Genomic DNA, 14,401 nt, shown 5'->3' on the forward strand with positions numbered 1-14,401 from the left:
CCCTGTTTGTTTATCTGCTTGTACCGACCCATCATGGCACGTGGCACATTGGGGGGATGCCGGGGTTGTATCTCCAATAGTCCCCACACCCACCCAATCGGCCGCGTTAATGGTAAGAGTCCCTGGAGATTTTACAGTCGTGGCCGCAGTAGCCCCGGCATAGGCCCCTGTCACACTCGAATAGCTTACAGTATAAAGGCCGGCCCCATCCGGGACAAATTTGGGAGTTTGTAAAGTGGAGGATGTAGTCCCTGAATCGACGAAAGTGGCAGAGGATCCATCCGGAACCGAAAGTGTCCAGCTCCAATCGGTGATAGGGCCTCCTTCAAGTTGAGTGGTTGTATTAGCCGTTGAGGCTTTAAGATCAGGGCCTGCAAGATAAACAGTTTCCCCTACAGCAACATTGGGAAGCCCGCTGGCAGGATGAAGTTCAGAACCATCATCCTCCAGATAAACCGTGAAAAAAGTCGTATCCGTCCCCCCATTGCTTCCGGTCACTGTTAATTTAAAAACCATTTTTGCGTCATTTCGTGAAATGGGGAACACCTGCCATTTATAATGATCCGCCACATTGTAAAGGTCAGTTAATGCCGGGGCAGTAAATTCAAGGGTTTCATTGGAAGACCCATTGGTGGTGGTTGCATTTGGGCCTTCAACCTGTTCCCACAAATAATTGCTTACCGTGGCCGCCTTAGGCCCCGCAACACTGGCTAAAGCAGAAACCTGGCTTGTTGCCGCTGAAAGAATGCCCCCCGTATCTTCGGCATCAATGACATATTCGGTTGTATTAAAGCGAGTTCGGGTCGTGACCGCCGAACTTGCAGGAACCGATACAACAGCCTGAACCTCACTGGCCGTTATTGTAACAGTATCTGTTGAGGCTCCGCTATTAATCGAAAGTTGAACAACATAATCCCCATTGACATCAGGGGTAAAGGTGGGGGTTAAGTTATCTTCATTAACAAGGGCCGCTGCAGAGCCCGTGGGTCTTGAAGAAAAAGTCCAGGTTGCGGTTTCAACACCGGTACTGGCTTCACCATCCAGGCTTGCAGTTTCTGCAGTTAAAACCTCTTGATCATCTCCAGCATTGGCATTGGGCGTACCCGAATTATCACTCCCGGACCCGCATCCTGTAAGCAAGATCGCCCAAAAAAGAAAAATAAAAAAACCAGAACACCAAAAGATTTTCTTAGAAAGTTTTAAGTAACTCATGGGCACCCCCTTTTAAATGGATTTATTTGACATTTTTTCATGAAATTCTGTTCCCCTTATATCAAAACTATTTCTTCTCTACCTATGATCAACATCAGCAACTCAACTGACCCCGCTCATCCCATAATTGCCCATTCCCAATGGGGGCAATTTAACAATACAGAATGCTTTGAGGAATCTATTCAAAGAACACTATTGCGTATGGCAACTTGTGCAAGTCATTCCATTATCGGGATGACGGAGGGGGTTATGGCAACCGCGACAATCCGCTCCTGCAGCATGCAGGGCATTATTGGGTCGCGATGGAGTTTGATCGTGTGTGGGTAAATTTGCATGGCATACGGCACATGTTTGGGCTCCTGCGGAGGTAATGGGAAAGTGGCAACTCATGCAATGATTGTTGGTCGTGTTCCCCCAAGAGGCAATATGGTTTGTGGGTTTGGTTTCCGAATGGCAACGTTCGCAAAAGTCGGTCCCTGCATGGCACACGGCACAAGTACTGCGATTAAGCCCTACCGAAACACCGTGCCCTCGAAGCTTCCAGAACATCGTGTGATTTTGGGGCTCTTCAATTTGATGGCACTGGGTGCACGTTGAATCAGTGTGGCAAAGCCGGCAAACGTTTTCATCCCTAAATCCGAATTTGAGCTGGGCATATTTGCCATGTTCACGTTCCCAAACCACATCATGACTTTTGGGCCTCGAGTTTTTATTCTTTATGGCATCGTGGCAGTCAGAACATTTTGTGTCGCGGTCCATGTCCTTGTGATCATCTTCCCATTTGGCCACAACATCTTTATTGATGTCACCCCATGTAAATGTTTTATCGCATCCTTTATTTCCAAACAAAAAGGGAAGCAAAAACAGGAATGGCAAGACATGGAAAACCATTTTCCCATGAAAGCGTTTTTGACGAGATGGTTTTAAAAATTCCATGTCACTCCTGCTTTTAAACTATGAAAAGTGTTGAACTTGTTATCTTCAATTTCATAGGCCATTTTCGCCTTGAGATCCTTCTTTTTGGTAAGTATGGCTTCGGCATTGGTAAAATAAGTTCGGACATTGTCTGATTCATTTCCTGTAAGCAAATTATAACGGTATAAATAAAACGCCGTTCCGGCACCCACCTTGAGACGTTTTTTGAGAAGATCCTGATTTGCCGAAAAAGACACCCCTGAGGTATTATTTTTGAGAACATTGTCCCGGCTATGGTAATAGTCGAAAGTGGTTGAAGTCGACAAACCCTTTACCAAAAAGTCCCGGCTCGATAAAGAAGTAAAAACCCGTTCAAATCCGTGGTTAAAGGCGCTTGCAATTTGCCTGTCATCTAAACGTCGCACCACAAAACCGCCATCGACTGAAAAATACTTGCTCATTTCCTTTGTGACATTTAAACCCCCTTCAGTATAGGGGCGATAACTGCCGGCGATACCATAAGCATCCCAGTCAACCACACGAATGTCATAGTCTTCCAGAAGACGGTACACACGAAAACGAAAGGACAGCTTTTGTGGATCAAAACGGAGTGTGGAGGCCGCCTCAACATCACGCATCTCATCTGAAAAAGCACTCACGCGTCCAAAAACATTCCAGATCTTTGTTAAATCAGCCCAAACCGAACCTGAAAGAAGTGTGTCCTCTTGATCTTGCTGGGTAATACGGAAACTGCTTGTATCATCTTTAAGATGAACGACATCTCCACGAAGCCTTAAACGGGCCAAAGGTGTCCATTGAACCGAACCGCCGAGAGTCCAATCTTTTTTCCCAACACCAATCTGGCTTTCATAAAGATGAACCGGCACACCTCCAAACGCAGAAAAAACGAGACCGTAATAAGGCCGGGTTGTCACCGAAGCACCATCAAAATACACAGAATCAATTTCATAGATGTGCTGACGCCCCAAACGAGCCAGGCCAATGGGGCCCACTTTGCGCGCGTCAAAGTAGGCATGATACAAACGTCCAACAGCGCGGCTGGAATAACTATCATAGATGCTGGAAAAAAGTTTATTGTCTTCCGCACCGTTGATATCAACGATAAGCCCTGCCTGAACAGAAGCTGAAAAACGATCATAATTCCCATGACCAAGGTTTAAATTGACGATCGATTCACTATCGTGGTCGGAAACAGCCCCCGTGGAGCGCAATTTATATCGTTGGGTGAGCGACCCCCAGAAAGAGTGCTCTTTTTCCTTTCCAAAAACAAATGAACTTGTTCCCAAACCTATTAAAAGGAAAATGACTATAAAGAATAAATAATGTGATTTCTTGGAAAAGATAGTTGGCTGTCTTGACTTAAGTTGCAAGAGCGACCTCTCTTATTAAAGAACTATTTTTTAATGCCAGAGAAATTGGAGAACTAATTTTTTTTACACTAATTTTGTGTATGAGTATATCGGGGAAGAAATTTTTGCAAATGATAAAGATCATATTTTTATTTTTTAAAAATAAACCTGACAAACATACTCTTGAATTTAAGAGGAAAACTAACAAGCCCCATGTTCTGATACTAGAACATGGGGCTTGAGAATAAAACAAACAACTAAGGAGGGTTATTTTACCGTAAGTAAAAAGTTAACAAGCGCCGTCAAGTCGGCATCAGCTCCCTTGAACAGCTTTTTATGCTTGCGCGGCTTTTTGTTGGCTCCTTCACCACCTGTATGATCCACCTTTTTTTGGAGGTAATCTTTCAGGTATTGGGATGCACCCCCGGCAGCCTTTTGGACTTGGTCGTCGGTGGCAACAGCTTTAAGATCGGGCGCTTCAAGAGTATCCGCTTCTTCCTCAGCTTCAGCTTCTTCCCCGGCTTCAGCTTCCTTGGGAAGTTTGGCGATACTTAAGCTTTTAATTTCATGGCATTTGTTGCATTTTTGATCGAGGAAAATCTTTTTCCCCGGATCATCGGCCGCATTGGCCACCGAAAAAAGACCCAAGAGACCCAAAAAGAGGATCCCTGTAACTCCATTTTTAAGCATGGTTTTCATATTAATAAGCTCCTTTTAGTAAAGTTTGTAATCCAAACACGGCAGTGTGTTTATCAAAAATCCTGTAGGACATAAATGATAAAAGTCATAAACATCAAAGATCATGGGGGGTCATCATGGCAAAAGTCACAATCTTGTGAAATGACTTTGCCTTTCTTGGTTTCGTGTTCGTCATCGTGACAACGAAAACATCCATAGCCCTCAAGTTCATATTCATGACCCAAATGACTTTTGTAAGTCCCCCAATCAATATTCATGTTGGGCCATACATTCCCCATGTATTGTTCCAGCAGATAATCTCCTGCTACTTGAATATCTTTTGAAAAGAGGTTTGCCTGTTCCTGGTTACGCTCGGTTTGAAGTCCCATGAGATATTGGCCAAGTTCACTCCGGGCTTCTTCCCGTGAGGCATATCCCTTCTTAAGGGCTTTGAGCCCGTCTTCCCTTAGTCCAATAATTTCAGGATTGATCTTTTTGCTCAACAAACCAAAATCAACAGCCTCTTCGGCAGACTTATAAATATGCGTCGGTCTGTTGTGGCAATCAACGCATTCCATCACACGCCACTTATTCTCTTTGTCAGCGGGAACTTCTTCACCATTGGAATATTCATTTATAGAACCATCCTCTTTTTTGACACGAACACGGGGAATGGAAGTACGCTTTTCATCGGCCGCCAGGAAACTGACCTGAATATCCCGGCTGACATGCCAATGAATGCCTTCAAAAGCTTCCGTCCGCGGGTTACGCCCCCCTATATGAAGGGCAATGTTTGTTTTATCGGGTTCCAATTGATTTTCATTGGTAAAATGAATGAAGGTTTTTGTCTTTTTGCCGGCAAATTTTTCGGACCAATGACATTGTTCGCAGGTCTCCCGGGAAAAACGTAAATGTTCAATGGGGGTGTGAATGGGTTTGTTATAGGTCCCCAACATGACGGCAGCCACCTGTCTTAGCCCGGAAATTTTTGCACGGACATACCAGTCAGCTCCTGATCCAATATGGCAATTCACACAATCAACGCGTGCATGGGGAGATCGTTGATAGACAGTGTATTCAGGTTCCATGACTTTATGGCAAATAGCCCCGCAAAATTGGTTTGATTCCGTATAATGATATCCTTCGTAACTAATCATACCCAAAATAACGAAATTAATTGAAGTAAGCACAATAAAACCGATGACAAACAAACGATGCCGATGGTTACTCAGATTGATCTGCAAATGTTCCTTCTCGACACCATGCTTTTCCCAGTGTCTTCTTCGCAAATAAGCTGCCACGGGCATAATCAGAAGGCCTGCGATCATTCCAACTGGAAGAACCAAAAAGATGAAAATTCCCAGATAAGCATTACGAAAAACACCCAGGAATTCAGCGGCCAACCCGATGATCATCAGGGTAGCAGAAATTGTGGTCAGCATTACACCCAATAATCCCAAAGGGGAACGCCATAGGCCGTGAAAAATATACGCCCATGGGCTTCGTTTTTTCTTGTGATCCCCGGAGGGGGATTGTGCTTGTCTTTCATCTTGTTGGGTCATTTGGGTTCTCCTAAAGTAAACCAACTTATTAAATTTCGAACCTGACTGTAATGATTTTGGTCAGTAGAAAGGGCCTATAATATACTGATTTAAATCATTGGGCATTGTTTTTTTACAGGCCCCGTGAATCATTAATTTTTGACATTTATCCTGCCTTAAGCCATAGTCCCCCTCGCCATATTAGGGGATGGCCATTTACTTCGCTCGTAAAAAAGTTCAATTTCAAAGAAAAGAGTTCAACATGTCTTGTGAAAAGACACTTGATCAACTGAAGCAGTCCATTTCTTCATTGGAAAAGCGCATTGAAAAAATCGAGGGAGCTCTTTTAACTCCGGCAAACAATCCGGTCTACATTATTCCCAATAATGAACATCCCACATCCGAATCGATTCTCGACAAGAAAATAAATCTTGAAAGTTTTTCGGGCGCCACCCAACTGGGTTGGCTGGGCATTGCCATGGCCCTGCTCTTTTGTTGTTTTTTTGTGCGCTATTGCTTTGTTCAAAACTGGGTCACGGGGCTGGGGCAGGTCATTGTCCTTGCCCTTCTGGGTTTGATCTTTTTTTCCGTATCAAGCTACATTCGCATAAAAAATTATCCCAAATTCGGCGGGTTCTTGGGGCTTATTGGGGCCCTGTTGTTTTTCATGGCCATCTACTGGTCAAGTATCAGGCTTTCTTTGACAGGGCCTTATTTCCTGCTCATTTCTTCATTGAGCCTCTGGTTGGCATTTCTGCTTTGGGCATTCCTAAAAAAAACTTCCCTATGGGCCCTTTGGGGCCTTGGGGGATCATGCCTGCTTCCCCTTTTTGTCCTCCCTGACTTCATGGGTACCCACTGGCTTATTCTTTATTATACCGTTATTGTTATGGGCAGTTTTGCGCTGACCCTGCTATGCGATTGGCCCTGCCTGAGCGCTGCTGCATCGTTGATGACTCATCTTTTTGTCTTTGTCTTTATCCGTAATATCAATCTGCAACCCCAACTTGAATCAACACATCTTGTTTTGTGGAAGACAACCCTATTCCCGGCCATTTTCATCCTTTGGAGCGGATTTTTGCCCCTTACTCACAAACGGCCAACCTTCCTTTCGGAAAAATTCACCTGGGGCTTTAACAACATCGCCCTCTATTTTTACCTCTTTGCCTTCTGGGGAAAATTCAACACACCATGGCTTGTGCTGATCCCTGTGGCTCTAAATGCCATCTTGTATTTTACAACCTGGTTAAAAAAACAATCACACGATTTTTTGTTTCTGGTGGGCACGGTACTTTCAACAGCCATCGCCCTGACCATTCTGATGCCCATTCCGCTGGATATCATCACCCTCTGTCTTTTTGCCGTTCTTCTTGGGCATAAGGGAAACAGGGAAGATGGATGGCAACTAAAAACCGTGTCCGGCACAATGATCATATGGTCCCTGATATTTCTTTTTTCGATGCGGTTTCATTTTACGGCGCAGGAAGACATCCCATTTTTTAATTTAAAATTTGTCTCCTTTGTCATCACTTTCCTCTGCTTTGGATACCAGGGCCGGATGATCAACAACGACCTTAAAGCCAAGAACTTGGGCCCCCTGCTTGGGCAGGGATTATTCAGTTTGGGGTTGGCTGTTTTATTGCTTGGCATGGGAAGTGAAATCATGCGCCTCTTCCCTTCCCAAAATCAAAACCAGATTTCACAATTAGCTCTTTTGTTTTTGACCGTTCTCGGAGGATTTTTTGCTTTTTGTGTGGCTTACGTCGGGGTTGTTCTCAAATTATTTTTCATCCGTATTCTTTCAATTTTTTTATACCTTCTTCTTGTATTTAAACTCCTGTTTTTTGATTTTTTCAGGCTTGAACTTCTCTACCTTGTCATTTCACTGGGGTGCATCGGGCTTCTGCTTGGAGGAACGTCCATTTTGCTTAAAAGTAAATTCCCCATCCTGAGGCATTTGGAATAAATAGGAGAGGTGCCCTTTACGGCATGGCATGACAGCTCAAGCAACTTCCACCATTGTCGGCATGGGTTAAATTAGCATGGCAGGTGCGACAATCAGCTCCTGCCACATGGAGGGGAATGGTGTTGGGGGCTGCTGGGGCCGTAAGATGGGATGGGTTCTCTTGATGGCACACTCCGCAACGATCCGGGATGGAGACTGACAATGGGAAATGGCAACTCAAGCAGTGCGTATTCCGGGTGCTTCCCCACAGACCTGTGTGATCCACGGGTTTGGTCTCGCTGTGGCAGCGCGTGCAAAAATCATCGCTGATATGACATGCGGTACACTTGCTGCGATCAAGCCCCACAGTCAAACCATGCCCGCGGTTTTTCCAGAATACTGTGTGGTTTTGTGGAGGCTCTATCTGATGGCAGGATTCGCAAAATGAATCCGTATGGCATAAAGTGCAGATGTTTTCTTTTCGGTATCCGTATTTGAGTTGGGCATACTTGCCATGTTCCCTTTTCCAAACGATGTCGTGACTATTGTGACTTTTGGGAGCTTTGGTCGCCGATCTGCGGTCATCATGGCATTCCCTGCATTTGGTTGACGCATCAAAGTCTTTGTGATCGGCTTCCCAAGCCGAAACAAAATCAACATTGGGATCTCCCCAAGTATACGAACGCTTGCATTCCTTGTTCCCAAGAAGAACAGGGAGCAGCAAGAGGCCCATCCAAAAATATTTGTTCCTTAAAAATTCCATATAAAACGAAAAGTTCCTGTATGAAAAGCATTCAGCTCGCTGTGCTCAAGCTCGTAACGCGTGACGATTTTTATATTGTCAATAATTTTGGTTCCATACTCGGCAAAATAAGTTTGAACATCACTTTCTTCATTGCCTGTCAATAAGTTATACCAATACAAGTAATAAGCCGTTCCAAGGGTAAACTTCATATCCTTGTCTTTAAGGGTTTTGTGCTTCTTGAATAAGGCCTGGGAAGCAGAAAAAGAAGCCCCCACCGAATTATTTTTAAGGGAATTATCCTCACCGTGATAATAATCAAAGACGGCATTGGTAGACAGCCCATCAATCAGGAAATTCTGGCTAAGAAATGAAAAATACCCCCGGCTAAATCCGTGATTAAAAGCACTGACACTTTGGGCATCATCAAGAATGCGTTTAGCACCTCCCACATCAATACTAAAAAATTTGCCCAGCCCTTTTGTCAGGTTCGCTCCAATTTCAGTATAGGGCTGATAAACTCCTGCAAAATTCATCGCATCCCAGTCACTCACGCGAATGTCGTAGGATTCAAGCAAGCGATAAGCCTGAAGCCGGACTGTCAGAGATTTTTCTGGAAATAACAAGGTGGCGGCCAATGTGGCATCCCTTAACTCATCCGAAAAGGAAGTGAGCCGGCCAAAGACGTTAAAATTTTTGCTGGCATCAATCCAAAGGGAAGCTCCCAAGAGATTGTCTTCCTGATCCCCTTGGCTCAGTCTTAACCCGACATCGTCATCCTTGATGTGGGAATAATCAAACTTGACCCTCACAATGCTCACCGGGTTCCATTGAATGCCTCCGCCGACAATCCAATCCCCCACGTCCGTCCCAAGTTTTTTTTCATAGAGATGAACGGGAATACCCCCGAAGGCACTCACCACAAACCCAACAAAGGGGATTGTTTCAAAAGAAACCCCATCAAAATAATGATGCTCGATGCTTTGAAGATGTTGGCGCCCCGCACGAACGTAGCTGATGGGATCAAGCTTGTTAATATTGACATAGGCGTGATAAAGCCGCCCGACAACATCGCCTGAATAAGCGTTATTGATGCCGGAGAAAACATTGGTGTCTTCGTCCCCATTGAGATCGGAAATGATGCCCCCTTGAAGAGACCCCGTGACACGGTCCCAATTAGGGTTTCCAAAATTCAAAGAAAGAATGTCTTCCAAATCGTGATCCGAAAAATCTCCGGTAGTCCGAAATTTATACCTGTTCGTTAAATAGCCACTGACAAAACTATTCTTTTTCTTTTTGGGAGTGGCAGCAAACACATCGGCTACCCCCAAAAATGAAAAAACAATAAGAAAAGACACTATTTTAGAAAAGAAAGAAGTCATGACTTTATCTTTTAAAGACTAACTCAAATAAGACATGCAACCATGATTTTGCTCAGTTTATCAAAAATAAACCAATAAAATTGATGTGTGCAAACTATACGTGTAACCCATGAGAACCTCAATAATTAACATAAGAAATTCTTCATCTTTATGAAAAATTCTTTTTGAGTAAGGAGGTCATTCTGATTTTTCTCAGATTAGGGTAATGGGATGTGACAATAACTTGTACATAGATCAGGGGCCCGAAATTCAAGAACGGGGGATCCTCGTCCATTAAAGTGACAATTTCCTTCAGAGCCCCCACATGTATTTTCTATGGCCTCAAATACTGCCGGATTTTCAACCCCATTCACAAATTGGGCCTGATGATTTCCATTTTCGTCCACCAATAATGGGTTTCCAAAAATATAAGAGAGATGAGCTAAATGCTCGCTTGCAGGCGCCCAATCATTAATGCGCCTTCGACCATTCGGCCTTGGATTTCCATACTCAACCCTGACATGGGGAAAGGCCCAATGACAACGATAACAATCAGATTGCTGCGCAAGGCCTTCCAATGTGTCGTTCAAAGTAAAAGTAACAGGAGTTCCATGACAATGCCCGCAGGAGGCATTAATCCACACATCCACTGAGTTTGGATTTGAATACTGGCTGACATAATAAGCCCCATGCCCCTGGCCATCGGCCCAAGGTTCAGGAATGTTTCGATGCGTCACTCCACTGGGATGACAACCCGCCGCCGTACACGAAACACCATTGACCACACGATCATAATCCTGCCCGTGGCATTCGGTGCAGGCATCGTTATCCCCGGCTCTTACCTTTGCAATAAAGGTCGTCATATGGGTTGGGTTTTGTTCGGCCATCCAGTTTGGATCAAGTTGGTGGGGGTAATTGGGATGGCAATCCTGATTGACACATCCCTTAATAAGGGGTTCACGACCTGAAAAATCGGGGCTGTGGCAATTGGCTGAATTACAGTTGTTCTTTCCTTCTCCATAAGCGGCCACTCCATGTTGAGCCGCTTGCACCCAGTTTTCATTGTGGGGATAAGTAGTATGACAGTTGGCATTGTAGCAGGAAATATTTGAATTACCGCCCTGGAAATCGTTCCCATGACACAGCTTGCACCCCTCTTTTCCATTGAGCAAAGTCACAACTCCATGTTGATCGGGCTGGGGCCATTGTTCATTGTGAGGGAAACTGGCATGGCAGTTGGCATAACAACTTACCCCTGAAATCCCACCGGTAAAATCATCTCCATGGCATGTTTTACATGCATTTTTTCCTTCTCCCAGGGCTGCAGAGCCGTGAGTTTCCTGGCGCCAATTATCAGGGTGGGGGTAAGTCGCGTGGCAACTGGCATTGTAACAAGACACATTGGAGATACCGCCTTGGAAATCCTGCCCATGACAGTCTTTGCAATCTTCTTTTCCTTGGTCATGAGCAAAAAATCCATGTTTTTCTACTTGAGCCCAACCCGACGGATGCGGATAAGTCGCGTGACAATTGGCATTGTAACAAGAAGGTCCGAAAACCCCTCCTTTGTAATCTTCCCCATGGCAACTCTTGCAAGATTCTTTGTCGTTCTGAATGACATATAGTCCGTGACTATCGGCCGCGGCCCAACCTTCCGGGTGATGGCAGCTTTGGCAAGAAATCCTGGATAACCCGCTAGCCAAATCGGCTCCATGACAATCGGTGGCACAGCCTGCTGTGCCATTATCACGCACATAAGCGCCATGGTTGATTGGGTCCTTCCAATTTTCCATGTGAGGAAAAAGCGGATGACAACTAATACAGGTGGGGGCCTCTTTTCGAAGATTGTGGCAAAGAATGCACAAACTGGAATTGGGGTCTTGACCGTTTTGAAGGGTGGATTGGTAAGCCGCCCCATGGTTTACAGGGGCCTTAAAATTCTTGGCATGAGGGTAATAAACAGGGGCCCCCCCACTTGGATTGGGGGCCCCAATATTCGGATCGGGTTCAACTAATGGAATTGCATTGGGTGTTCGCCCGCAATGCACCCCCATGAAGGAAGAAAAAACAAACAAGAATATAAAAAAGTAAGTTTTAGGGGCCATCATAAAATTTCCCTACCAATATCTAAGAGTCCCCTTTTTCCCCAAATCGTCTTAAGTGTAACAATATCTATCTATTTAAATCCATGATTTAAATTAGGATTTAAATAAATCGTCTTTAAAAAAGCCCCCCTTTCTTAAAAGAATTATATTTAATTTCAATTGTTTATACTCTTGCATGCCTGTGAAACCAGGGGATGGTTATTCAACATGGCATGCCGCTTCGCAATAAGTATTGAAAACATGCCAACCGGGATGTTGCCTATTATTGTTATGACATACGCCGCCGCTGGCACCGTAACAGCCCCCTTGATCCATAGTCGACGTCAAAACACTTTCAACGCGATCCCTGCATTCCTGAGTACGACAGTTGTTGTCCAAATTGATGCCCGCATAGCCCTCATTATAATAAATAAAGTTTCTATGACCCTCTTCCCATTGTTGAGAAATAACAATTCCAAGATCAGCTAGGATAGGATCAATTGCCTCGTAATAGACATGAGGATAAGTGGGATGACACGCTTGGTTGTAACAACGTTTCACACCATTTTCAGTGAAATCACTAATGAGTGTGGGAGGACTTTCGTTGTCAAATAAGACCGTTGGGCCATGGCAATTTCTGCATTGGGCATCAAAAACGGGTTGATTGAATTTATCGTAAGGACTTTGCCAGTAAAAATTTTTCCTTAAAACCGATGATCCATGATTTTCGGCCTGGATCCAGTTTTCATCATGGGGATAATTTGCATGGCATGTAAAACAGCTCCATGTGTCATTTTCATAATGGCACTTGGCGCATTCTTCGGTTCCTTCGAGAAGAGCATATTGTCTGTGTCCCTCTTGCCCTTCATCATGCCATACATCACGGTCCCAATGGTTGTCAGGAAATGATGGATGACAATCAGCATTTCCACAATTGGGCAGGCCACGGGCTATCCCCTGATCGCCATGACACTGACTGGTTTGACATGTTTGGTCGATATTTTCATAAATATCCCCTGGCATGGCCTTTAGCTGACTACCGTGTTCATCTTGCCAAGCTTCAAGATGGGGATAAGCAGTGTGGCAATTGGCATTGTAACAGGAGACTCCTGATATGCCTCCGTTAAATTCTTCTCCGTGACAAGCTTTGCAATCTTCCTTTCCATTTTGAAGAGCGAAGACACCATGGTTTTCAACTTGGGCCCAATCGGCTTGGTGAGGATAATTGGCATGACAGTTGGCGTTGTAACAAGTGATACCCGAAATCCCTCCGGTAAAATCATCTCCATGACAGCTCTTACATTCATTTTTTGCATCTCCAACGGCAAGGGCCCCATGATTTTCGGGTTGAGCCCAATTCTCAGTGTGAGGATAACTGGCATGGCAATTAGAATTATAACAAGTGACCTCTGATATCCCGCCTTTAAAATCTTCCCCATGGCAGTTTTTGCATTTTGTCACTCCGGTTAACAAGGCAAACATCCCATGTTGATCAAACTGGGCCCATTGTTCGTTGTGAGGGTAACTGGCATGGCAATTGGCATTGTAACAAGTAACCCCTGAAATCCCTCCGGTGAAATCATCCCCATGACAAGTTTTACAATCTTCCTTGCCATTTTCATGGGCAAAGAGTCCGTGATTTTCCACTTGCACCCAATCGGCTTGATGCGGATAAGTTGTATGACAATTGGCGTTGTAGCAGGAAATATTTGAAATGCCCCCTTTAAAATCTTCCCCGTGGCAACTCTTGCAATCTTCTTTTCCCTCCTCATGGGCAAAGAATCCGTGGTTCTCGACCTTGGCCCAATCGGCTTGGTGCGGATAGGTTGTGTGGCAACTGCTGTTATAACAAGAAGTGTTTGTAACACCGCCCTTGTAATCTTCCCCATGGCATTTTTTGCATGATTCCTTGTCGTTTTGAATGACATACAAACCATGGGTATCCGCAGCGGCCCACCCTTCGGGATGGTGGCAACTCTTGCATGAAATTCCGGATAAGCCATTTGTCAAATCGGCTCCGTGGCAGTCTGTTGCACAATTTGCGGTCCCATTCTCACGAACATAGGTTCCATGATTAAGAGGATCCTTCCAATTTTCTATATGAGGAAACTCCGGATGACAACTGCCGCAGGTGGGGGAATCTTTGCGGAAATTATGGCAAATAACGCACAAACTTGATTTGGAATTCTGATTGTTACGAATGGTTGCCCGGTAGGCATCCCCATGGGTGGCAGGATTTTTCCAACCCTCGGCATGGGGATAATAAACAGGGGCCCCACCACTAATATTGGGAGCTCCCGCATTGGGATCAGGCTCAACCAAAGAAACTGCATCGGGCGCGCTTCCACAATGCACTACAGTCAAAGCAAAAAAAACGAAAAAAAATAGTAAAAACCAATTTTTTGGGAACATACATTAATCTTGATTTTTTGCTGACTCTTCCCCTTTATTCTCCGGACTTGTTTTGTTAACAACATTTGGCATTTTAAATCCATGATATGGGTCATCTATTCAAATAACTAATCTTTGAAAACTGCTGTTTTAAGTTCATCT

General features: G+C 44.6%; 9 protein-coding genes and 1 pseudogene. 1 reads left to right on the forward strand and 9 read right to left on the reverse strand.

Annotated elements, in window-relative coordinates; genetic code table 11:
* The 5 genes and pseudogenes from A2048_07250 to A2048_07270 form a co-directional block, all read right to left on the reverse strand.
* Positions 1–1,212, reverse strand: a pseudogene (locus tag A2048_07250) (hypothetical protein).
* A 192-nt stretch (positions 1,213–1,404) separates the two neighbouring features.
* Positions 1,405–2,148, reverse strand: coding sequence for a hypothetical protein (locus tag A2048_07255; protein ID OGP08217.1), 744 nt, complete (start codon positions 2,146–2,148; stop codon positions 1,405–1,407).
* Positions 2,136–3,518 (reverse strand): hypothetical protein, encoded by a 1,383-nt coding sequence (locus A2048_07260; protein OGP08218.1) that lies wholly within the window; start codon positions 3,516–3,518, stop codon positions 2,136–2,138. Before A2048_07260 ends, A2048_07255 begins: the two co-directional genes overlap by 13 nt.
* 246 nt (positions 3,519–3,764) lie before the next feature.
* Positions 3,765–4,196, reverse strand: a complete 432-nt coding sequence (locus A2048_07265; protein ID OGP08219.1) for a hypothetical protein — start codon at positions 4,194–4,196, stop codon at positions 3,765–3,767.
* Between the two features lie 101 nt (positions 4,197–4,297).
* Positions 4,298–5,617, reverse strand: coding sequence for a hypothetical protein (locus tag A2048_07270; GenBank protein OGP08264.1), 1,320 nt, complete (start codon positions 5,615–5,617; stop codon positions 4,298–4,300).
* Positions 5,618–5,924: 307 nt separating this feature from the next.
* Between A2048_07270 and A2048_07275 the strand changes: the two genes are divergently transcribed.
* Positions 5,925–7,682, forward strand: a complete 1,758-nt coding sequence (locus A2048_07275; GenBank protein OGP08220.1) for a hypothetical protein — start codon at positions 5,925–5,927, stop codon at positions 7,680–7,682.
* A 16-nt stretch (positions 7,683–7,698) separates the two neighbouring features.
* Here the strand turns inward: A2048_07275 and A2048_07280 are convergent, their stop codons facing one another.
* The 4 genes from A2048_07280 to A2048_07295 form a co-directional block, all read right to left on the reverse strand.
* Entirely contained in the window at positions 7,699–8,424 is a 726-nt protein-coding gene (locus tag A2048_07280) for a hypothetical protein (GenBank protein OGP08221.1), read from the reverse strand.
* On the reverse strand, positions 8,412–9,785 hold the full coding sequence (locus A2048_07285; GenBank protein OGP08222.1) for a hypothetical protein: 1,374 nt from the start codon (positions 9,783–9,785) through the stop codon (positions 8,412–8,414). The genes A2048_07280 and A2048_07285 overlap by 13 nt, the downstream gene beginning before the upstream one ends.
* A 197-nt stretch (positions 9,786–9,982) precedes the next feature.
* Positions 9,983–11,872, reverse strand: coding sequence for a hypothetical protein (locus A2048_07290; GenBank protein OGP08223.1), 1,890 nt, complete (start codon positions 11,870–11,872; stop codon positions 9,983–9,985).
* Positions 11,873–12,067: 195 nt separating this feature from the next.
* Positions 12,068–14,260 (reverse strand): hypothetical protein, encoded by a 2,193-nt coding sequence (locus A2048_07295; GenBank protein OGP08224.1) that lies wholly within the window; start codon positions 14,258–14,260, stop codon positions 12,068–12,070.
* Positions 14,261–14,401 lie beyond the last annotated feature (141 nt).

This window comes from Deltaproteobacteria bacterium GWA2_45_12, from assembly GCA_001797365.1.
Taxonomy (GTDB): Bacteria; UBA10199; UBA10199; order UBA10199; family UBA10199; genus UBA10199.

Excerpts from the sequence above, each read along its gene's own strand:
- A2048_07255 (OGP08217.1), bottom strand. The coding sequence starts at position 2,148 with ATGGAATTTTTAAAACCATCTCGTCAAAAACGCTTTCATGGGAAAATG.
- A2048_07270 (OGP08264.1), bottom strand. The coding sequence starts at position 5,617 with ATGCTGACCACAATTTCTGCTACCCTGATGATCATCGGGTTGGCCGCT.
- A2048_07275 (OGP08220.1), top strand. The coding sequence starts at position 5,925 with ATGGCCATTTACTTCGCTCGTAAAAAAGTTCAATTTCAAAGAAAAGAG.
- A2048_07285 (OGP08222.1), bottom strand. The coding sequence starts at position 9,785 with ATGACTTCTTTCTTTTCTAAAATAGTGTCTTTTCTTATTGTTTTTTCA.
- A2048_07265 (OGP08219.1), bottom strand. The coding sequence starts at position 4,196 with ATGAAAACCATGCTTAAAAATGGAGTTACAGGGATCCTCTTTTTGGGT.
- A2048_07280 (OGP08221.1), bottom strand. The coding sequence starts at position 8,424 with ATGGAATTTTTAAGGAACAAATATTTTTGGATGGGCCTCTTGCTGCTC.
- A2048_07295 (OGP08224.1), bottom strand. The coding sequence starts at position 14,260 with ATGTTCCCAAAAAATTGGTTTTTACTATTTTTTTTCGTTTTTTTTGCT.
- A2048_07290 (OGP08223.1), bottom strand. The coding sequence starts at position 11,872 with ATGATGGCCCCTAAAACTTACTTTTTTATATTCTTGTTTGTTTTTTCT.